A 22,184-nucleotide genomic window follows, 5' to 3' on the forward strand; every position below is an offset into this window, starting at 1 on the left:
TCAAGCCCTGTCAAATTCTCGGTATCCTTTCACCACTGCAGCAAGATAATTTCCGAACTAAAGCCTGGGCCCAGCGCTAGTAGCAGGCTAAGCGTGCCCGCGGGCGGGCGCCGGTTGAGCATCACCTCCTCCAACACAAGCAAAACCGAGGCCGAGGACAGGTTGCCAAAGCGCCGCAGGCAGTCCCACGATACCTCCATCGCATCCGAACGCAGCTCCAGCGCATCAGCCATTGCGTCAAGCACCTTGGGGCCTCCGGTGTGAATCAACCAGTTGCCAATATCGGCACGTTTGAGCGAATGGCGGTTAAGGAAGCGATCGACATCGGTGCGCAGGCGGCCGCGAACGAGATCGGGCAGGGCGGGAGACAGCACGATTCCGAAGCCGTGTTCGGAAATGTTCCAGCCCATGATCTCCTCGGTGTTGGGGTAAAACACCGAATGGCAATCCAGGACGCGGGGGCCATGCGCGGCGCGGTCCTCGCCAGTGAGCAGCGCAACCCCGGCGCCATCACCGAACAAGGCGGTAGCGACCAGGTTGGTGTTGGAGAAATCCTCGCGTTGAATTGCCAGCGAGCAGGTTTCCACCGCCAGCAAGGCGGCCACTTGCCCGGGATAGGCACGGACATAATCGGCGGCGCGAGTCAGGCCCACGGCACCGCCGACACAGCCCAGCCCGAAGATGGGAGTGCGTTTGAGGTCGGAGCGCAGGCCCATCCGATTGATCAGACGCGCATCCAGCGAGGGACTAGCGATGCCGGTGACCGAGACCACGATCAGCGCGTCAAGCTGGCTTACGGCCAGGCCGGCGCGCTCCAACGCCAGGCTGAGGGCGCGCTCGCCCAATTCCTGAGCCGCCTCGAACCAGGCGGCGTTGGTTTCGCCCCACGATCCGAAGCGCGCGTACCGCTCCATCGGAAAGGCCAGATAACGGGTGGCCACGCCGGCGCGCGAATGTACGCGCTCCAGCAATTGAGGGCGCGCCAGCCGGCCGGCCCAATGATTTTGTAGCGCGGCGGTGATGGTCTCTTGATCGTAGCGATTACGGGGCAGGGCACTGGCGACACTGGCAATGGTCATGGCAAATTTCCGTCACCCGCGCATGCGCGGCGTGCTTGGTTACAAGCGGTTGAACGTAATCCAGCCCCCAGCCCGTCGCGTGGCCACGACGCTGGCGAGCGGAGGCGTTCGGGCTGCCCCAGCCAACTTCTATCCTATAGGATATTTGTCACCCGCCCTGCCATCGCCAAGGCTTCGCTCCAGTAGCTGGCTCGCGAGTGCATCAGCTCGACCACATTGCCGAGCGCCGCGACAAAGCGCTCCATCTGGCGGGGCTCAATCGTCAAGGGTGGCAGGACTTTCAGGGCCATGAAATTGTTACCACATATCTGGCATAAAATGTCGTGTTCGCGAAACATGCGCATCACCAACACCTGGCCAAACATGGCGGGATGAATCCGCCGGAAGGCCTCGAACGGTACCCGCAGGCGCAGGCGCCGGGGCGGGCGAAATTCGACCGCGTTCATCAGCCCCAGGCCGCGTACCTCACCCACCATCTCGAAGCCCGCCAAGCGCTGGCGCAGCTGCGCGCGCAACTGCTCACCCAATTGCAGCGCGCGTGCACCCGCCTGCTCGTCCTCCAGCACTTCCAGCGTGGCCAGCCCTGCCCTCATGGCCAGTGCGTTTTCGCTGTAGGTCGAAGTATGAATCAGAGCGCGTTGCAGCGAGCTGTACACGCGTTTGTAAACTAGCTCGCTCATCAGCACTGCGGCCGAAGGCACCAAGCCGCCGCTGAGCGCCTTGGCCAGCACCACCATATCGGGTTCGACGCCAAAGTGATGGGCGGCCAGGAATGGACCGGTTCGATATAGTCCGGTTTGAACCTCGTCCAAGATCAATAGGGTGCCATAGCGCCGGCACAGTTCCTGCGCGCGGATCAGGTAATCCTGGGGCGGTAAGACCACCCCACCTTCGCCTTGAATCGGCTCCAGGACCAGGGCGGCGAAGGCCTTAGTGGCGAGCTGGTGAGCCAATTGGGGGAGGTCGCCGAAGGGTAGCGCGAGGGCACCCGGGAGCAGCGGACCGAAGCCGGCGTTCCAGAATGGATCGGACATCAGCGAAAGCGCACCGTAGGTCAGGCCGTGAAAAGCCTTGTGAGCGTAAAGAATACCCGTGCGGCCGGTACAAGCTCGGGCGAATTTCAGCGCTGCTTCGATGCCCTCGCTACCCGAGCTGCAGAAAAAGACCTTATTGACCCGCCCGGCGGCGCGTTGACACAGCCGTGCCGCCAACGCCGCGGCCAATTCGGGAACATGGCTTTGCAGCATCGCCGGCCCTTCGGCGGCCAGTTCGGTCCGCAGCGCGGCGACAATTCGCGGATGGTTGTGGCCGGCATTGTGCACTCCATAGCCGGAAAGGAAATCCAGGACGCGGCGGCCGTCGGCGCATTCCAGCTCCGCGCCGCGGCATCGCAGGTAGCGCACATTCATGCCCAGGGCGTCGAGCAGCCGCACCCATTGCGGATTGACGTGGGCGGCGTAATCGCCCGCGCCCGCGCCCTCCTGCCGCTCTTGCTCGAGCTTCGCCTTAACGGACCCTGACCAACTCATTCAAAGCCCAGGGGCAATTAAATAGTGCACGAGCGCCGTCCGTTTTGGTCCGCTCCGCTGAAGCAGAAATCGCGCGGCTTTCAACCCCATCGCTTCGCGCTGACTCACGTTCCCACAAAAATTTTGCGATCTCATGCTTGCTATATTGATTCGCACCTACCCTCTACCGCAAGTCAGGCAGATCCGCCGTCTCGCGAGACTTGATCGACCGCGAAGTTGCGCAAAATCCTTGCCAGCCTCCAGGTCGCGATGGCGCGCGCATTCACCTTATCGGCGTTTTAAAGTTTTGACTAACGTCCGAAAATTTGCACCGCGGCTGTTGGATCGAGCGCTCAAATGCCAAGAGCCAAAAAAGCTTTGGTTTAAAACGTTTTACGACTCGACCGGTGGTCTTGTTCATAAGCAGTTGAAACCATCGGGCAAGGCAGCCACAATTTCGCCTAATGAGTGTCCATACACCCATTCCTGCCCAGACGGGCGCCAGTATTCAGGGCGCGTTCCCTCCCGATTCGTTGCGACGCCAGATTCTAGTCTTTGCCGCGCTCAATTTGGGTCTTATCGTAGTCTATACCGCGATCAAGCTCGGTTTTGCATTCGCTTCCGGGGTTACCAATCTGGCAGTCTTCTTTACGCTGGGCGCGGGCTTTGCCGTGCAGGCGATACTGCTCCTGGTGCTGGCGTTACCGCCGCAGTTATCCAGGCCTCGGATCTTGATTGCGATGGTGTGGGCGTCGGTGCTGCTTAACAGCGGGCTGGTCGCAATCCTCTCAACGCTGACGCGCGGGCAGGACAATCAATATTACATCTTGATGGTTTTGCCGGTGCTCGAAGCCGCTTTCACCCTGGATTTGTATTCAACCATCGCAGTCATTCTGATAGCCAACTTCTTTACCTTTTTTTCGATTTATACCTTGGATGCCGACGAATACATCGAGGCCGGCGCCTCTTCGCTGATTCATACATTGATGGGGGTTATCGTTTGGCTGTTGGTCAACCATTTGCGTCAGCGCGAACGTCAATTGCGTGGCAACCTCAAGGAGCTGGAGGAAACCCGCGAGCGGCTGCTAGCCGAAGAAAAATTGGCGGCGGTGGGCCGGCTCTCCAGCGCGATCGCGCACGAGATCCGCAATCCGGTGGCGATGATCTCGAGCTCCCTGGCGACCGCGGCGCGCCTTGCTCCCGGGCACGAGGATCGCGACCAGATGTTTTCTATCGCAGCTAACGAAGCTGCCCGGCTGGAGCGCCTGACCAGCGATTTCCTGGCCTACGCTCGACCGCGGGTGGCGCAGAGCGGTCCGGCCAATGTTGCCGATCTGCTGGGCTACGTGGCCACCGTGGCGGCTGCCTATGCAGCCGAGCGCGGGGCTAAGATTGTGGTTAACGCCGAGTCGGCACTGGAGGGATGCTTCGACTTGGGCCAGATCCAGCAAGCCCTGCTCAACCTGGTGCTTAACGCCTTGGAGGCTGGCGCGCCGGGAGCACCGGTGATTCTGGCGGCACGCAATGGCGGCGGGATATTGCGGTTGGAGGTCAGCGACAGTGGCGGGCCTATCGCTCCGGCCACCACCGCCCGCATCTTCGAGCCCTTCTTCACCACCAAATCCTCGGGAAGTGGGCTAGGACTGGCAATCGCGCGAAACATCGCCCGGGCTCACGGTGGCGATCTCAGACTCACCTGCAACGAACCCGGCCAAGTCACTTTCGCGCTGGAGTTGCCGCAGCGCGCCGCCAACGGCACGAGCCGCCCATGAGCAAAATCCTGGTGGTCGACGACGAGCCCAACATGCGGCGTATCCTGGCCTCCAACCTGCGCCAGGATGGATACCAGGTGGTGGAAGCCGAAGGCGTGGGGCAGGCCCGTCAGGCACTGAGCGAGGAAACCCTGGATGCCGTCATCACCGATCAAAAAATGCGCGACGGCCAAGGGCTCGAAGTGTTGGCCAGCGCGCGGGAGCTGGCGCCCGCAGTGTCGGTGGTTTTTCTGACCGCCTTCGCCACCGTGGAATTGGCGGTAGAGAGCATGCGCCGGGGGGCGTTCGATTTCATTACCAAGCCCTTTTTGCCCGAAGTCCTGCTGGCCGCGGTGCGGCGCGCGATCGAGCGCACCGCACTGTTGCGCGAAAACGAACGGTTGCGCGACACCGTGGTGCGCCTGGAGGGCAGTTCCGAGATTCGCGGCAACTCTCCCGCCTTGCGCGAGTTGCGGGTCAAGATTGCCCGGGTGGCAGCCACCAACGCCACCGTGTTCATCAGCGGCGAGACCGGCACCGGCAAAGAGTTGGTAGCTCGCGAAATTCATCGGCGCAGCGAGCGCGAGGCCAAGCCCTTTATCGCGGTCAATTGCGCAGCTTTTCCCGAGAGCTTGCTGGAGAGCGAGCTGTTCGGCCATGAACGGGGCGCCTTTACCGGCGCCGACCGCGCGCGCGGAGGGTTGTTCGAGGCTGCCCATGAGGGCACTTTGTTTTTGGACGAGGCGGGCGACATGTCGCTGGCCGCCCAGGGCCGGTTGCTGCGGGTCTTGACCGACAGCCAGGTCACCCGCCTGGGTTCGACCCGACCCCGCAAGGTCGATGTACGGCTGGTGGTGGCCACCAATCGCGACTTAGCCGAGCGCGTGCGCAGCGGCCTGTTTCGGGAAGATCTGTACTATCGTTTGGTCGTGGTGCCGCTGCATATCCCGCCGCTGCGCCAACGGCGCGAAGATATTCCCGACCTGTGCGAGTTGTTTTTGGCTCACGCCGCGCGCGAACTCAAGATGGCACCGCGGCGAATCAGCGCTGAGGCGATGCGGGTGCTGATGAACTACGACTTCCCCGGCAATGTCCGCGAGCTGCGCAATCTTATCGAACGCGCCTATATTCTCTCTACCGGCGCGGAGATCGCGGCGGAAAGTTTTCCAGTTCCGGCCGAGCGCGGCCAAGGCCAGGCCGCGCTAATGCTGCCCGAGCAAATCGCTCAACTAATCCCCGATCCGATAGAGTTGCGCGGGTTGCTGAACGAGTTGGAGCGCGCCCTGATCGAGCGCGCGCTCAAGACTACCGGTGGGGCGCAAGCCGCTGCCGCTCGCCGCCTGGGTATCACTCGCAGCGATCTGTCCTACAAATTGTATAAATATGGGATCCGCGTCGCCCCTCCAATTAGTACAGAGCGAAAATGATTGGACGCCGCGCGGCGGGCGCCGCCTCGCCCGCGCGTCACGCTGGCTGGAAGAAGCGCGCCGCCATCGCGCTGTTCCCCCTCCCGCAAAAGAGCGGGTGAGAAGAATACGAACCCCTGGGGGTAATCACAAATTCCTCAGCTCTGATACTGTTTTTCAAGGGCTGGCGCGCACCGCACTAAGGGCCCAAAGGTCAGCGCCGATGATATGCGGCGATCACCTCCGCCACGCAACAGGTCAGCTTGCGCGCCGTGGGCAGGTCGAGAAATTCATTGGGTCCGTGGGCATTGGAGCCAGGTCCCAGCACGCCGGTAATCAAGAATTGGGCCTGGGGAAAGCGCTCCCCCAACATCGCCATGAACGGGATGGTGCCGCCTTCGCCCACGGCGGCCGGCGTGGCGCCGAAATAGGTCAGAGAAGCTCGCGCCAAGGCCTGCTCCAGCCACGGCGCGGTCGGCGGGGCATCCCAACCGCTTGCGCCCCAGTTGGGCTCGAAGCTGACCGTGGCCCCAAACGGCGGATCCGCTTCCAGGATGCGCTTGAGTTCCTGCACTGCCTGGGCACCGTTGAGCGAGGGGGGCAGTCGCAGCGAAAGCTTCAGCGCGGTGGCTGGGCGCAGGACGTTGCCCGCCTGCGCCAGGGAAGGTAAGCCCTCGGCGCCGATCACCGCCAGCGCCGGCCGCCAGGTGCGATCCAGGACTAGTTCGTGGCCGTAGCTGAGCGGGCGTGCGCCCGGCAAAAAAGGGAAAGCTTGCCAGAGCGCGTCGCCCAGGATTGCCGCCGCCGCCTGCGCTTGCCCGATACGTACCTCCGGGATAGGTGCGTTGAAGGGGGCTGCGATGGTGCCGCTGCGTTCATCCTCCACCCGGCTTAAAAGCATACGCGCGATTCGAAAGGTATCGGCGACCACGCCTCCGGCGTTGCCTGAATGCACTCCTTCGTCGAGCATTGCCACCCGCAACGTGCCACCCGCTATTCCGCGCAGTGAGGTAGTGCACCACAGCCGTTGATAATCGGCGCAACCCGAGTCCAGCGCGATAACCAAGCCTACCGGTCCGATCCGTGGAGCCAGATGGGCGACATATTCGGGGAGATCGAGGCTACCGCTTTCCTCGCAGGCTTCGATCAGGATCACGCAGCGCGAGTGTGCTACGCCCTGGGCCTGCAGCGCGCTGAGCGCCGCCAGCGCGGCGAACATCGCGTAGCCGTCATCGGCGCCGCCGCGGCCGTACAGTCGCTGACCTTCCAGCACCGGCTGCCAAGGGTCCAAGCCGGTGCGCCAGTCGCCCATCGCGGGCTGCTTGTCGAGATGGCCGTAGAGCAGGATGCATTCCTGGCCCGCGCCGTCCACCTCAATATATAGCAGGGGAGTGCGGCCGGGCTGGCGCACGACCTCCACTGTCGTCGCGCGCAAGCCGCATCCACGGGCCCAGCGCTCGTAGAGCGCGATCGCACGATCCATATGGCCATTGCTTTGCCAATCGGGGTCGAAAGCCGGTGATTGGTTCGGAATGCGAATGTACTGAATCAGCTCGGGCAGGATCGAGTCCTGCCACAGCCGCCCGACATGAGCTTGCAGTGCGCCGCTGTCCATCGTTCTAGCCTACAAAGCCGCGGCGCGACAGCAAAGCACTGCCCGGTTTAGAAGAATTGCGGGGCCAGAAAGGTAAAGGTCGCGCCCACCCCGCCGTCGGTGACATAGAGCTCGCCCGCGCGCGGGTTGAGCGCAATGCCAACCGGAGCCACCATCTGTGAGGCCGGCCCGTGAATAACGTACATTGGTCCCACGTCGCCGTTGTCGGTAATCTTCCACACCCCGATGAAGGCATTGGGGCTGCCGCCGGTGAGCGAGGGTGGAGGTGGCCCCATGCAGCCCTTGCGTGGCAAGTCGCCGGCCAGCACATAGGGGTCCTCGTGACCGGCGTTGCCGACCACCGCGTAAATCCGCCCGCCCCAGAGCTGCACGCCCGAAGGCGTGCCTATACCAGTATGGGGACCTGCGATCAGCGCCTTGGGCGGCACGTTGCCGTTGGCCGTGCGATCGAAGATAAAGATGCCGCCGGGCTGGGCCGTCTCGGCCTGTTCGAATTTGGCGGTCAAGGGCCCGGTCTCTCCCCCGCCGGGCAGGTTTTGCGAATAGGTCACCGCGACCAGCAGGTTGCGGCGCGGATCGACGGCGACATCGGCCAGTGCCCGCATCCGAGTGCGCGGTCCGCCAATGACGCGCAGGGGAGCGACGTTGCCGTTGGCGTCCCAGGGGAAGACCAAAATGCTGCTGGTGGCGTGATCCGCGACCACTAGTTCGTGATGGAGATCGTCGACCTGCAGCCCCCAGGGCTGATGGATCTGGGTCTTGGGGCCCTGAATCACGCGCAAGGGCGGGACTTCACCGGCGGTTCCGGCCGCGAAAGCGACCACTGAGCTGGCCAGCGGCTCGCTGGCCCAGATTTCGTCGCGCCCGGCATCGTAAGCGATACCGTGGGCTACGCGAGTGAGCTTGCTGACGTTACCGTAAATCGTGCGCTTGGGTTCGACGTTGCCGCTTGCCAGCCTGGCAAAGGCCCCGATCCTGGGATCGGTCACTCAATTGGGAACGATTAGTTCGTCGCGCTTGGAATCGTAGGCGATCGTGAAAGGATTGCCGAAACCCGCCATCGGCGTGCCCGCCGGCGCGTTGCGAATTACTCGCAGCGGGGGCGTATCGCCCTGAGCCAGCCGGTCGAAAACCAACGCGGTATGGCCGAAATTGGCCACCCACAACTGGTCGTGCATCGGATCAAAGGCCACCCCCATGGGAATCGTCACTCCGGTGCGCGGACCCTTAATTACGCGCACAGGAGCAACGTTGCCGCGGGCGGTGCGGGAGAAGATCAGAATCGAGCCGCCGGCAGTGTTGGCCACCGCAATCTCGTTATGGCGCGTGTCGACGGCGATCCCGGTGGGCCAATCGAGCTGGGTGCGCGCGCCCTGAATCGTGCGCAGAGGGGCGGCGTCGCCTTTGGCGTCCTCGGCGAAAATCGTAATCGAGGGAGGTTGATAGTGGCCGCCGCCCGGATAATCGAGATCCCAGTAAGCCTGTGACCAGTTGCCATGGTTTACCGTGGCGATTTCATGGTTGATTTCGTCCCAGTAAAGCCCGTGAGGGTCGGCCATCCCGGTATGTGGGCCACGAATGGCGCGCAATGGCAGTTGCGCGCCGGTGGCTCCGGTGCGATAGAAAATAATTTGCTCGTTATGTTCGACCGCCACCGCCATCTGCTTGAGCCGTTGGCTGAAGGCCAGGCCGTATGCGCCGTGTGGAACCGCCAGCACCTGAGCTTGGGAATTTCCGTTAGCCCCGTATGGGAAACAGGCGACGTCGTCGCCTATATCGTTCTCCGTCACGCACAGCTCGTGGCGCACGGGGTCGAAGGCCACTCCCGCGGCGTAGGAGATATAGGTGTCGGGCCCCTTGATTTGCTGCAGATGGGGGGTGAGTGCCGCATCGTCGGCGCCGCCCGCGTTCATTGAATAAACCAACAGACTTTTGAGATTGGTGTCGCTCATCGCCGCCAAGTTGTGGGCAGGGTCTAGACCGATCCCGTTGAACTCCGGATAGGGGTCGTAGATCTCGCGACAAGGAGCCAGATTGCCGCCGCGTGCGCGGCCGAAAACCTGCGCGAATGCCATCGCGCCGATGCCCACGTGCTGGGCGTGCGCATTCAGCGCGAAGCCAGCGAAAATTACGATGGTACCGAGCACATTCGGAATCAGCATACAGACAAACCGCTTCATCGACCCCTCCTTATGTGACCTCTCTACGAGCGAGCGGCGCCGGTAGGCGCGATTCTGCCGCGGGGGCATCGCTTTTGCTATAGCTCGCCGACCCTAGCAGGCACAAAATGGGCAGCGAGCTGACAAAGCGCCTTGGAACTCTCGCATCAGGGCGGATCAGATCGGTAGCTCGGTGGTATATTTGACCTGTTTCATGGTGAAGCTGGAACGCACCCGGGCCACTCCCGGAATTCGGGTCAAGAAGCCGACCACGAAGCGCTCGAAGGCTTCCATGTCGGCCAGCGCTACCCGTAACAGATAGTCGGCTTCGCCGGTCATTAGGTAGCATTCCATCACCTGCGGGTTTTCAATAACCGCCTTCTCGAAGGTACGCAGGGTGCGTTCGGTCTGCTTTTCCAGCTCGACCTGAATAAAGACGTTCATCCCCAACCCCACCGCGGTGGGATCGAGCAGAGTAACGCGATTGCGCACGACCCCCGCTTCTTCAAGCTGCTGGACCCGACGCAGGCAGGGCGAGGGTGACAGGCCGACGCGGCGGGCGAGCGTGATATTGGGGATAGCGGCATCCTTTTGAAGCTGGCGCAGGATGTTGCGATCGATTTCGTCAAGGCCACGAGCTAGCATAAATCACCCCATCAAGCCGTTTTTTCCCCAACAGATTGCTGAAGCTAGCACGTTTGACATGATATTCGCAACGATTGCGCCTTGACCAAAGCAATCTATTTCCGTTAACTCGAGTAAAGCTAGATTGTTAAGCGTCTTACCGGACTTATGAGCAAGATTCATTCAAAAAGTGACCTGTTACGGCAATGTCTGACGGATCGTATTCTTGTTATAGACGGCGCTCTCGGCACCTCGATCCAAAGTTGGGGCCTTGGGCCGGAGCACTTTGGCGGTGCGGCGCGCGAGGGGTGCAACGAGATCCTGGTGCTGACTCAACCCGAAACCATCGGCGGCCTGCATCGAGCCTTTCTAGAAGCGGGCGCCGACCTGATCGAAACCGATAGTTTTGGCTCCAACGCCATAGTACTGGCCGAATTTGGCCTGCAGCATCAGGCGCGCGAGCTCAATCGCGCGGCCGCCGCGCTGGCCCGTCAGGCGGCCGACGCCTTCAGTACCCCGCAGTGGCCGCGCTTCGTGGCGGGCGCGATGGGACCCACCACCAAGACCATTTCGGTCACCGGTGGCATTGGCCTGGACGAACTGGCAGCGGCCTACCAGGAACAGGCCGAAGGGCTGATCGAAGGCGGCGTGGATGTGCTTTTGCTGGAGACCGTGCAGGACACCCTCAACGTCAAGGCGGGGTTGCTGGGAATCGAGCGGGCGATGGCCAGGATGGGGGTTGAGGTCGGAATTGCGGTGCAAGGGACGATCGAGACCACCGGAACACTACTGGCTGGACAGGATATCGAAGCCTTTTACGTCGCCCTGGCTCATCGGGATCTGCTCTGGATAGGGCTCAACTGCGCAACCGGCGCCGATTTCATGACAGACCATCTGCGCACCTTGGCATCGATTTCGCGCTTTCCCGTAGCGTGCGTGCCCAATGCCGGCCTGCCCGACGAGGACGGTTGCTATCACGAAACGCCGCAGTTACTGGCCAGCAAGTTGGAACGCTTTATGGCCGCAGGCTGGCTCAATCTGGCGGGCGGATGCTGCGGCACCACTCCCGATCATATCCGCTTGGTGGCACAGGCGGCGCGCCGCGCCTGCCCGCGCGAGCCGATACGGACTCGACGCAGCGCCGTCAGCGGCTTGGAAGCGCTGGTGATCGACGAGCAGACCCGGCCGGTGATTGTCGGCGAGCGGACTAACGTGCTGGGTAGTCGGCGCTTCAAACGCCTGATCGCGCGGATGCAATGGGATGCGGCGGCGGAAGTCGGACGGGCGCAGGCGCGCGGTGGTGCTCACGTACTGGACGTCTGTCTGCAGGACCCCGACCGCAACGAAAGCAGCGATTTGGGCCAGTTTCTGGAGGTTCTGGTCAAGAAGATCAAGGTTCCGGTGATGCTGGACTCCACCGATCCGGGCGCGATCGAGCAGGGGCTCAAGCGCCTGCAGGGCAAAGCGATTATCAATTCAATCAATCTGGAAGACGGCGCGCGTGGCCCCCGGCTGCTCAAGATCGTGGAACTGGCCCGCCGCTGGGGCGCGGCGCTGGTGGTGGGCTGTATCGACGAAGATCCACAGCAGGCACAGGCAATCACCAGCGCGCGCAAGTTGGCAATCGCACGGCGCGCATTCGCCCTGCTTACCGGCGAGCATGGGATCGCACCCGAGGACATCATTTTCGATCCACTGGTCTTTCCGGTTGGCACCGGCGATCGAAACTATGTTGGTTCGGCGATCGAAACCATCGAGGGTATTCGGGCGCTCAAGGCCGCACTACCCCAATGCAAGACGATCCTGGGGATTTCCAACGTCTCCTTCGGCTTGCCCGAGGCCGGCCGCGAAGTGCTCAACTCGGTGATGCTCTACCATTGCGTGCAAGCCGGGCTGGACATGGCGATTCTCAATGCGGAAAAACTGGTGCGCTACTCCTCGATTTCGGCGCAGGAACGGGGGCTGGCCGAGGATCTGTTGTGGTGGCGCGGCGATGATCCGATTGGTGCTTTTGCTGCCCATTTTCGTGCCGTGCGCAGCTGCCAGCCCGAAGCATCCGCCGCACTGCCACTGGAAGAGCGCTTGGCGCGCTACATTCTGGAGGGCAGCCGCGAGGGACTGTTCGGCGACCTCGCTCAGGCGCTCAAGACCAGCTCGCCGCTGGAGATCATCAACGGCCCCTTGATGCGCGGAATGGACGAGGTGGGGCGGTTGTTTAACGCCAACCAGATGATCGTCGCCGAAGTCCTGCAATCGGCCGAAGCGATGAAGGCCGCCGTCTCCTACCTGGAACCTCACATGGAAAAAAGCCAGAGCGCGGGGCGTGGCTCGATCGTGTTGGCCACGGTCAAGGGTGACGTTCACGACATCGGCAAGAACCTGGTCGAGATCATCCTGAGCAATAACGGTTATCGGGTGATCAACCTGGGAATCAAGGTCGCACCCGAGACCCTGATCGAGGCCTGCCGCATTTACCAACCCGACATGATCGGACTTTCCGGATTGCTGGTTAAGTCCGCCCAGATGATGGTGGCTACGGCTCAGGATCTGCGCGCGGCGGGGATCGATTGCCCGATGCTGGTGGGCGGCGCGGCGCTGTCAGCGCGCTTTACCCGTACCCGTATCGCACCCGAATACGAGGGCTTGGTAGTTTACGCCAACGATGCGATGAACGGTCTGGATTTGGCCCACCAGCTAATGGATCCGGCGCGGCGCGCCCAGTTGGCCCAGCGGCTGCGGCGCGAAAGCGAACAGATGCTGGCGCAGGCGCGTCCAATGCTGTCTGGCGCGGTGACCCCTGCCCGCGAACCCTCGCCTGTGACGCATCAGCCCGCGCCGGTGCCGCCCGATCTCGTGCGCCACGTGCTGACCGATTACGATTTGCGCGAGATCTTCGAATACATCAATCCGGTCATGCTCTACACCCGCCATCTGGGGCTGCGTGACGCGCCGCGCGCCCTGGCGGCAGGCGATCCCAAGGCCCGGCGCCTGCGCGAGCGAGTCGAAGAGGTGCAGGATCTGATGGTTGCTCACGAACAGATCCGGGCCGCCGCGGTCTTTCAATTTTTCCCAGCCCACAGCGAGGGTTGCCGTCTGCTGCTGCATCATCGCGACGGCGGGCGCGTGCTGGGGGAGTTCAGCTTCGGCCGTCAGAGCCAACCTCCCGGCTTGTGCCTGGCTGATTTTGTCGGTCCGCGCGACGACTATGTGGCGCTGTTCGTGACCACGGTGGGGCCGGGTGTACGAGCGCTGGCCGAGCGATGGAAGGCCGAGGGCGAATATCTTCGCTCGCACATCCTGCAGGTACTGGCGCTAGAAAGTGCTGAGGCTTTCGCCGAAATTCTTCATCGCAAGCTGCGCCAATGGTGGGGTTTTGCCGACCCGCCGGAGTTCAGCAAAACCGATCTCTTCCAGGCCCGGTACCGGGGCAAGCGCTACTCCTTTGGCTATCCCGCCTGTCCGCGTTTGGAAGACCAGGCTTTGTTATTCGCCCTGTTGGAGCCCGAAGCTACTATCGGCGTTCGGCTGACCGAAGGCTTCATGATGGAGCCCGAGGGTTCGGTCAGCGCCATGGTTCTGCACCATCCGCAAGCCCGCTATTTTGCCCTGGCGCCGGCCGACGTGGAGCAGCTTATCGAGCGCGAGCAGGCGATGGCTGGCGCCGCGGGTTGAAGAGGAGCGCGAGGTGGCACTGAAATTTCCTGCCTTGTGGATCGAGGTCTCGCCGCCGCGCGGGATCGTGAGCGCGCCCATGCTCGAGCGCCTGGGCGATTTGCGCGGCCTGGTCAGCGCCATCAATCTGACCGACAACGCGCTCGCTCTGGTGAAAATGTCCGCCTTGGCATTCGCCGCGATGATCAAGCATCGGCTCGGCATGCCGGTGGTGCTCAACATGACCTGTCGCGATCGCAACCTGCTTGCGCTCAAAGCCGATCTTCTTGGAGCGGCGGCCCTGGGCGTCGACGCAGTGGTGGCGTTGAGCGGCGACAGGCGCGGCGCCGGCGAGTTTTGCGGTGTGCACGAGGTGGACGGTGTTGGCTTGCTGGGCGTGATCGAGGCGCTTAATCGGGGCGACACCGGTGAGGGCAAGACGCTGCTACAGCGGGCGCCGGCTCTGTTGGCGGGCGCGGTCGTCAATCCCAATCGAAAGAACTGGGAGCGGGAATTGGAATTGCTGGAGCGCAAAGTGGCGGCGGGCGCTCGCTTTGCGATTACCCAGCCGGTGTTCGATGTGGAGCGGGCGATGAATTTTCTGGATGCCGTGCGCGGCCTGCCCCTGCGTATCGTAATGGGAATACTGCCCATCAAAGGGGCGGCGATGGCGCGCTATCTCAAGGAACGCATCCGCGACCTGCGCGGGTTGCATGCTTATTTGGATCGTTACGCCGCAATGAGCGATGGGCAGGCGCGAAGTTATTCGCTAAGTCAAAGTCTGGAGCTGATGGAGGCACTGCGCGGGCGGGTGGCGGGCTTCAATATCATGAGCGGCGGCGGTCCTTCGCTGGCAATTGAGTTGGCACGCCTTTTCACCCGCGAGTCGACGTGGCAGGCCGATTCGCGCCCCGTAGCAGGGTGCTGAAAGGCGTCCGTGTAGATCTTCGCTCCTCATTGAAATCTCTACCTTTCTTTGCTCAGCGGAAGATTAAGAGGCGCGACGGCAAGCGCGGAGATTTTTTTGGGCGCCGCCTAGAGTCATGATGGACTTAATGAACGCAAGCGCCGAGTCCGAGGCCAAGTCCACGCCGCTACTCGCCGTGCACAGGCGTCTGGGTGCTCGAATGGTGGAGTTTGCCGGCTTTCTGATGCCGCTTTCTTACGCCGGCATTATCCCCGAGCATCTCGCCGTGCGCGCTCAGGCCGGAGTGTTCGACCTCAGCCATATGGGCGAGTTGATGGTCGAGGGGGAGGGCGCGACGGATCTGTTGGAACATGCGCTGACCAACTCGGTGGCGCGTCTGAAGGTCGATCAGGCGCAGTACACGCTGATCTGCGACGAGCAGGGCGGCGTGGTCGATGACATCATCGTGTATCGCATCGCCGACCAGCGCTTTCTGCTCTGCGTCAACGCCGCCAATACCGCGCAGGATAAAGCCTGGCTGGAGGCTCTCGCCCGCGCCGCCACTGTCACAATCCAGGATCTGAGCGAGGCCACCGGGTTGATTGCGATCCAGGGGCCGCGGGCTCTGGAAATCCTTACTCCGCTGACCGAGTTCGATCTCGCCGCGTGCAAGCGCTTTCACAGCGCGCAATGCAAAGTGACGGGAATTTCCTGCCGCATCGCGCGCACAGGTTACACAGGCGAGGACGGGTTTGAACTTTTCGTCGAAGCGCAGTCGGCCGAGGCGCTCTTCAACCGGCTGCTGGAGGCCGGTGAAGGGCACGGCTTGCGGCCCTGCGGACTAGGCGCGCGCGATACCTTGCGGATGGAAGCAGGGCTAGCGCTTTACGGCCACGAACTCGATCGCGCGACAACCCCGCTAGAAGCCGGACTGAAAAGCTATGTGCGGTTTGGGCGCGGCTTCGTCGGCGAACGCGCTCTAGAGAAGGAAAGGCGCGCCGGTGTGCGCAAGCGTCTGATCGGATTGCGTACCGAGGACGGTCGCAGCCTGGCCCGTCCCGGTTATCGGATTTGGCGGCAGGGCCAGCCGGTAGGAATGGTGACCAGCGGTACTTTCGCGCCCAGCTTCGAGTGCCCGCTGGCGATGGGCTACGTCGATGGCGCGGTCCAGACGCAGGCCGATGCGCGGTTTGACGTCGAGATCCGAAACAAGAGAGTCGCCGCGATCGCGACCGCGTTGCCGTTTTATCGGCGGGCAAAATCGTAAGCTTTCAGGGCAGAGTCGGCTGGTCGAGTGTGCAAATAATGCGATTCATACCTCACACCAAAGAAGATATCGATGAAATGCTTGCGGTTGTCGGCGCCAACGATCTGGAGGATCTGGTCGCGCACGTGCCGGCCGAACTGCGCCGACGTGCGGCCCTGAACTTGCCGCCAGGACTGAGTGAAGCGGAAGTCGCCGCGCGGCTTAGCGCTTTGGCCGAACGCAATCGCGGCGCGCGCGAGTATATCAGCTTTTTGGGCAGCGGCTGTTATCGTCACTATGTCCCGGCGGCCGTGCGTGCGGTTGTCGCCCGAGCCGAATTCGCGACCTCCTATACTCCCTATCAACCGGAGGCCAGCCAGGGCACGACCCAGGCGATCTTTGAGTTTCAAACCTTGATCGCGCAGCTCAGTGGGCTGGCGGTGGCCAACGCCGGCATGTACGACGGCGCTTCAGCCGCGGCTGAGGCGGTGCTGATGGCGCGCCGGCTGCTGCCCAAGCGCCACCGGGTCGTACTTGCGCGTTCGTTGTGGCCAGATTACCGCGCCACGGTTCGTACCTATCTAAATGCGCAACCGGAACTGGAGGTGGTTGAACTTCCGTTCAACAGCGAAAGCGGAACTTGCGATGAGGTCGCTCTGAGGGGATTGGCGGATGAACAGCTCCTGTGCGCGGTAATTGGCTATCCTAACGGCTTTGGAATAATCGAGCCGCTGGAACGAATCGCGCGGGTCGTGCACGAGGCTGGCGGCCTTGCGATCTCGGTCACCGCCGAGGCACTGGCGATGGGCTTGCTGGGGGCCGCGGGCGTGCTGGGGGCGGATATCGCGGTGGGCGAAGTTCAGAGCTTCGGCTTAGCTCCGCAATTCGGCGGACCGTGGGCCGGTTTCTTTGCCACGCGCCAGGAATTCGTGCGCCAAATGCCCGGGCGGCTGGTCGGAATGACCCGTGACGCCCAGGGGCGACGCGCCTTTTGCCTGACCCTGGCGACTCGCGAGCAGCATATTCGACGCGAACGCGCGACCTCCAACATCTGCACCAACCATTCGCTGTGCGCGCTGGCGGCTGCCGTCTATCTCAGCCTGATGGGGCGCCAGGGGTTGCGCGAATTGGCCGCACGCAACGTGGAACTGGCGCACGAGGCCGCCGCGATGCTGGCCGCCCACGGGATGCGTCCGCGTTTTACCGGCCCCTTTTTCAACGAATTCACCCTGGCTCTTCCCGACGTGCGCGGCGCCTTGTCCGCGGCCCAAGCGCGCGCCGTTCTGGCCGGCGTCCCGCTCGGACCCGACTATCCCGACTTGGCTGATTCGATTGTGATCGCGGTGACCGAGCTCAATTCGCGCGATGAGCTGGGCGCCTTGTGCGAGGCCCTTAAGCAGTAGGAGAGCTCCATTACAGATGGCTTACGACATCCAGCGCCAGGTGGCGCTTATTTTCGAGGAATCGGTGCCCGGGCGGCGCGGTGTCGATTTGAGCGATGGCGAGCGCAGCCTGGCTCATGCGCGCGAGCTTTTGGGCGAGGCGCTGTGCCGTGAGGACATCGAGGGTTTTCCCGAAGTCAGCGAGCCGCAGGCGCTGCGCCATTTCTTGCGGCTATCCCAGCTCAACTTCAGCCAGGCGCTCCAGTTCTACCCGCTCGGATCGTGCACCATGAAGTACAATCCCGTGCTCGACGACGAGCTGGCTGCGCTGCCTGGCTTCTCCGCGCTCCATCCCCACACCCCGGCCGAGTTGGCTCAGGGCGCGCTCGAACTGATGGCGCAACTGGAGGCGGCGTTGGCTGAGATCAGTGGGATGGACGCCGTGTCGCTGCATCCCGCCGCCGGGGCGCAAGGCGAGTTGGCGGGTTTGCTGATCGTGCGAGCCTGGTTTGCCAAGCAGGGGGCGGCGCGCCGAAAAGTGATCATTCCCGATACCGCGCACGGGACTAATCCGGCAAGCTGCAGCCTGGCGGGATTCGAAACTGTGGTCGCGCGTTCCAACGCGCGCGGCTTTTTGGAGGTAGAGGAGGTCCGCCGCCTGCTCAGCGATGAGGTTGCCGCCCTGATGGTGACCAATCCCAACACCGAGGGAATTTTCGAGCCCGAGATCGTGGCAATTGCGCAAGCCCTGCACGAGCGCGGCGCACTGTTATATCTGGATGGTGCCAATCTCAACGCTTTGTTGGGCGTGGCCAAGCCGGGAGACATGGGCGCGGATCTGGCACATATCAATTTGCATAAAACTTTTTCCACCCCGCACGGAGGCGGCGGGCCCGGGGCCGGACCCTTGGCCGTCAAGCGCCATCTGGAGCCCTTTTTGCCCCATCCACGGCTGATGCGAAATGCGGCGGGTAGTTTGGAAATCGACCCCAATCGGCCCGATTCGATCGGCCGCTTGCGCGCCTTCCACGGCAACTTTGCCATTTTGGCGCGGGCCTACGCTTACATCCTGGCGATGGGCGGGGACGGTTGCGCTCTGGCCAGCCGAATCGCAATTCTAAACGCCAACTACGTGCGCAAGCGGCTGATGCGCTATCGCAGCGCCTCGCCGGAGCCTTCGATGCATGAATGCGTGCTGACCCACGACCTAGAGGGCAAGGTGGACGTCAGCACGCTTGATATCGCCAAGCGGCTGTTGGACTTCGGGATTCATCCCCCGACTATCTATTTCCCGCTTACCGTGGCCGGCGCCCTGATGATAGAGCCTACGGAAAGCGAAAGTCGCGAGACCTTGGATCGCTTCATCGCCGCGATGGAACAGGTTTACGACGAAGCGCTGCAACAACCCTCATTGGCCAAGAAGGCGCCCCATCATTTGCCCGTGAGCCGGGTAGACGAAGTCGAAGCGGCGCGCCATCCAAATTTGCGCTGGCAGGCCACGCCCCTGCGCGGACGCGATAATTCCGATAGATTCGGCCCGTTAGCAGGTCGCCAATAAACTTCGCGGCGTGCCTTTCATCTCCTCATCGGTGCCATCTCCATGCGTGCCAGCTCCATTCCATGCGTCATTGTTTGGCTTGTTCAGTTGGCCACTGTGACGGTGATCGAGGTGATGTAGAGTTGGCCACTGGAATTCTTGACCTGGGCGTCGATGGTGTGTTGGCCGTCGGGCACGCTGGTAGTGTTCCAACTGAATGTCAGTGGCGGCGAAGAGGCAAGATAATTGCCGTCGATGTGAATATTGACCCACGAGCCCGCGGGCGGACTGGGTTCGCTGACGACGATCGAGATCGTTCCCACCACCGTGGCGCCATTAGCCGGCGAGGTAATGGTGACAATCGCGGGGGTCGCGGTTGAAGTTGGAGTCGCGGTGATCGCCTCTGTGCCGGTGGGTGTGGCGGTCGGAGCCAGGGTCGGGGTCGCGGTCGCCATCGTGGTGGCGGTAGGTGTGGGCGTCGCCGCCTGAGTGGCGGTGGCTGTCGGAGTCGCCCCCTGATTGTCAACAGTGACGGTGATCGAGGTGATGTAGAGCTGGCCGCTGGAATTCTTGACCTGGGCGTCGATGGTATGTTGGCCGTTGGCCACGCTAGTCGTGTCCCAAGTGAAAGTCAGGGGCGGCGAAGAGGCCAGGTAGTTACCGTCGATATGGATGTTGACCCAGGAGCCGGGGGGCGGACTGGGTTCGCTGACCACGATCGAAATGCTCCCCGATACGGTTGCACCATTGGCCGGCGCGGTGATCGTAACGATTGCCGGCGTTGCGGTCGGAACCGGAGTTGCGGTTGGCGCGGTAGTCGGCGTCACGCTGACCGTAACGGTGGGCGTTGCGGTTACCGTGACACTCGCAGTGGCGGTTGCCGTCGGAGTTGCTGTGGCGGTCATTGTGCTGGTCGGGGTCGCGGTCGGCGTCGACGTTGGGGTTCCGGTCGCCGTCGTGGTGGCGGTGGGGGTTGGGGAGGCACCATTATTGTTGACGGTGACCGTGATCGAGGTGATGAAGAGCTGGCCGCTGGAATTCTTGACCTGGGCGTCGATGGTATGTTGACCGTTGCCCACGCTGGTGGTGTTCCAACTGAAGGTCAGGGGCGGCGAAGAGGCCAGGTAGTTGCCGTCGACATGGATGTTGACCCAGGAGCCGGGGGGCGGACTGGGCTCGCTGACTACGATCGAAATCGTCCCGGAGACGGTAGCGCCGTTGGTCGGTGAGACGATCGTAACGATTCCCGGCGTCGCGGTAGGCAGCGGCGTGGTGGTCGGGGTTGCAGTTGGCGTCGGCGTCGGGCTGGACAGGCCAAAGACAGTCAGTTGGCCCGCGCCGGGGACGCCGCCGCCGGTATACACCTTGCCGTTGGCTATGGTGGGAATCAGGAAAGGAAAGCTGGGGGTGGTCCAGTTGGTTACCTGCAGATCGGTCACGATTTGATGGGTCAGGTCAGTGGCATCGTACGCCTCCAGCAGCGCATTTCCCGGTGGATTGGGCCGTTGGATCGCCCAGAGGATCGCGCTGCCCGCTGCTGTGCCATTCGAGGAAACCACCGGGATGGTTCCGCCGCTGGGAAACTGGGTTGCGGTCTGGTTGACGCCGTCAAAGGACATCGCAGAGTTTTGCAGGGTATAAGCTTTCAAATGGTCGCTGCTGCCGGCCCAGTACAGATAGGTATTGCTAGCTCCATCCTGGTAGTAGCCCGCGATCCCGTAGGCCGCGTCACGATTGTCGGTAGTGGTGGGCGCTTGTCCCAGGACCCGCCACAATTTCTGAACCACGTTATCGGTGCAGGCAGTGGTAGTATCGGTAAAGCCAGCGGGCGGAGGCGTATACTGGCCCATATCTCCCGTATTTAGCAGGTAGATCGTGCCTTCCTTTCCCGCCAGCGCCGCCAACGATGTTCCCGGGATCAGCAGCACACCACCCGATCCCAGATCGACATCGTTGCTGTCCAAAAATGCTTGATTACACGGAGTGAAATAATCGGTAAGCGACAGATCGAAGCCCAGCTTAAGCGTGGTGTCGCCGTAATCGCCGGCGCCATCGTACAGCGAATTGCTCGTAGAGGCGTAGATCGAGGTGGAATCGGCCGCCAACCCCAGGCCAGAGGTCCAGAAGCCAGCGCCGGTATCCTGACCGCAAGCCAAGTTGGGCGAGGTGCTGATCACGTTGTTCTGCACCAAGGTGGTCTTGTCGTAGCTCATTATCCAACCTTGATAGCAGTGTTGGTCCTCATAACCGCCGAATGCCACGTAAACTTCGCCATTGACCAACAACAGGGCTGTGCGACTGAACTGTGATTCAGGCGTAAAAACCTCGTTGCCGTTGCCGTCCTGCACCCCACCGGTCCCCGGATATAGACCAGTTATCTCTACCGGACTATTGGCGCGCTCTGCGCCGCTGGTGATGTCCAACGCATGGAGCCGATGATAAAAAACTACGGGAGAAGTGGTCGTTTTGCTGGTGGTAACCACGTAGATGGTGTTGGTGGCTGGATCGATCACCGGGGTTGCTGTGATCCCGATCACCGGGATCTTGTTGCTGCCGGTGTCCGCGGAGGTTTCCTGAGTTTCTCCCGAGGGCGTCAGATTGACATGCCATAGCGCGGGCTGACTGGTATCGGCGTCAAAGGCATAAACCGAGTTCAACTCGGTCGCTACATATATGACGTTGTGAACCGTGCCGGCGATATTGACATCGGCGACGTACAACGGTTGTCCATAGCTGACGCCGTCGAGGGTTTGCGTAAATAGCGAGCTGAAACCAGCGGCGACGTTGGAAACCGTTAACTGGGTTTCGTCCTGGTTCCAGCCCACGCGCTGATTATTGCCTAACTGTGTGTAGATTCCCGCGACATTGGCGTTGGCAAGGCTTACGCTCCCCAGTATCAACAGAAATATCAGCCATCGCCCGATGCGGGCCGCGAAAGGGCTGGCATGGGAAACAATTCGGCGCAATTGACAGGCTTTTCGCCTAGTCGCCATTAGTTTTCCTCGTTTGCCCGGTGACGCTTAAGGCGTCGCCGGTAGGGCGAGGTACTCAGGCTAGGCGAGCGAGCGAACCATCGCTGGAAAAGAAAAGAGCCGCAGGAAGATGAAAGGTTGGTAAATTCAACCTCTTGAAAAGGTCATTTGGTATAACCCTTTTCCTAGGTTTCCTTCTTTCCATTGTGCTTAACCCCGTCTAACACTTTACGTTTGCCCGCAAGGCCAGTTTACGGCGTGGGCAAGCCGCAAGTGTTTCGTAGGCCACGCTCAAGCGGTCCAAGTGCGAGCACGGTAACGTCAGGAGACCCGAATGTTGTCCGAGG

Annotated in this window: 14 protein-coding genes; 7 read left to right on the forward strand and 7 right to left on the reverse strand. The window is 62.1% G+C overall.

Translation table 11 applies throughout. The features are described from left to right. Window positions 1-29: 29 nt before the first annotated feature. Complete coding sequence (locus VKV28_02635) at window positions 30-1,079, reverse strand: 3-oxoacyl-[acyl-carrier-protein] synthase III C-terminal domain-containing protein (GenBank protein HLH75680.1); 1,050 nt, start codon at window positions 1,077-1,079, stop codon at window positions 30-32. 134 nt (window positions 1,080-1,213) lie between these two features. Beyond that, complete coding sequence (locus VKV28_02640) at window positions 1,214-2,608, reverse strand: aspartate aminotransferase family protein (GenBank protein ID HLH75681.1); 1,395 nt, start codon at window positions 2,606-2,608, stop codon at window positions 1,214-1,216. A gap of 443 nt (window positions 2,609-3,051) precedes the next feature. On the opposite strand from VKV28_02640, the gene VKV28_02645 reads away from it, so the two are divergent. Continuing rightward, a complete protein-coding gene (locus tag VKV28_02645; GenBank protein ID HLH75682.1) occupies window positions 3,052-4,359 on the forward strand; it encodes an ATP-binding protein in 1,308 nt (435 codons plus the stop codon). Beyond that, a complete protein-coding gene (locus VKV28_02650; GenBank protein HLH75683.1) occupies window positions 4,356-5,765 on the forward strand; it encodes a sigma-54 dependent transcriptional regulator in 1,410 nt (469 codons plus the stop codon). The genes VKV28_02645 and VKV28_02650 overlap by 4 nt, the downstream gene beginning before the upstream one ends. 193 nt (window positions 5,766-5,958) lie before the next feature. Here the strand turns inward: VKV28_02650 and VKV28_02655 are convergent, their stop codons facing one another. The 4 genes from VKV28_02655 to VKV28_02670 all read right to left on the reverse strand — a co-directional run bounded on the left by VKV28_02655 (window position 5,959) and on the right by VKV28_02670 (window position 10,163). Then, a complete protein-coding gene (locus tag VKV28_02655; GenBank protein ID HLH75684.1) occupies window positions 5,959-7,359 on the reverse strand; it encodes a M20/M25/M40 family metallo-hydrolase in 1,401 nt (466 codons plus the stop codon). Between the two features lie 47 nt (window positions 7,360-7,406). Continuing rightward, window positions 7,407-8,348: a hypothetical protein gene (locus tag VKV28_02660; GenBank protein HLH75685.1), complete on the reverse strand. Its 942-nt coding sequence runs from the start codon at window positions 8,346-8,348 to the stop codon at window positions 7,407-7,409. Continuing rightward, window positions 8,349-9,539, reverse strand: coding sequence for a hypothetical protein (locus VKV28_02665; GenBank protein ID HLH75686.1), 1,191 nt, complete (start codon window positions 9,537-9,539; stop codon window positions 8,349-8,351). A gap of 156 nt (window positions 9,540-9,695) precedes the next feature. Then, the gene (locus tag VKV28_02670; protein ID HLH75687.1) at window positions 9,696-10,163 is read right to left on the reverse strand and encodes an Lrp/AsnC family transcriptional regulator; all 468 of its coding nucleotides are present in this window, start codon (window positions 10,161-10,163) and stop codon (window positions 9,696-9,698) included. Window positions 10,164-10,310: 147 nt separating this feature from the next. Here VKV28_02670 and metH point away from each other — a divergent pair, with 147 nt between their 5' ends. From metH to gcvPB, 5 genes are all read left to right on the forward strand, one after another. Further along, window positions 10,311-13,814 (forward strand): methionine synthase, encoded by a 3,504-nt coding sequence (gene metH, locus VKV28_02675; GenBank protein ID HLH75688.1) that lies wholly within the window; start codon window positions 10,311-10,313, stop codon window positions 13,812-13,814. 13 nt (window positions 13,815-13,827) lie between these two features. After that, window positions 13,828-14,721: a methylenetetrahydrofolate reductase gene (locus VKV28_02680; GenBank protein HLH75689.1), complete on the forward strand. Its 894-nt coding sequence runs from the start codon at window positions 13,828-13,830 to the stop codon at window positions 14,719-14,721. 127 nt (window positions 14,722-14,848) lie between these two features. Continuing rightward, window positions 14,849-15,967 (forward strand): glycine cleavage system aminomethyltransferase GcvT, encoded by a 1,119-nt coding sequence (gene gcvT / locus VKV28_02685; GenBank protein HLH75690.1) that lies wholly within the window; start codon window positions 14,849-14,851, stop codon window positions 15,965-15,967. Between the two features lie 38 nt (window positions 15,968-16,005). After that, on the forward strand, window positions 16,006-17,349 hold the full coding sequence (gene gcvPA, locus VKV28_02690) for an aminomethyl-transferring glycine dehydrogenase subunit GcvPA (protein ID HLH75691.1): 1,344 nt from the start codon (window positions 16,006-16,008) through the stop codon (window positions 17,347-17,349). Between the two features lie 16 nt (window positions 17,350-17,365). Next, entirely contained in the window at window positions 17,366-18,886 is a 1,521-nt protein-coding gene (gcvPB, locus tag VKV28_02695; protein HLH75692.1) for an aminomethyl-transferring glycine dehydrogenase subunit GcvPB, read from the forward strand. An 83-nt stretch (window positions 18,887-18,969) separates the two neighbouring features. Here the strand turns inward: gcvPB and VKV28_02700 are convergent, their stop codons facing one another. Beyond that, a complete protein-coding gene (locus tag VKV28_02700) occupies window positions 18,970-21,858 on the reverse strand; it encodes an Ig-like domain-containing protein (GenBank protein ID HLH75693.1) in 2,889 nt (962 codons plus the stop codon). Between the last annotated feature and the right edge of the window lie 326 nt (window positions 21,859-22,184).

The sequence above is a fragment of the Candidatus Binataceae bacterium genome, assembly GCA_035294265.1.
Lineage (GTDB): Bacteria > Desulfobacterota > Binatia > Binatales > Binataceae > DATGLK01.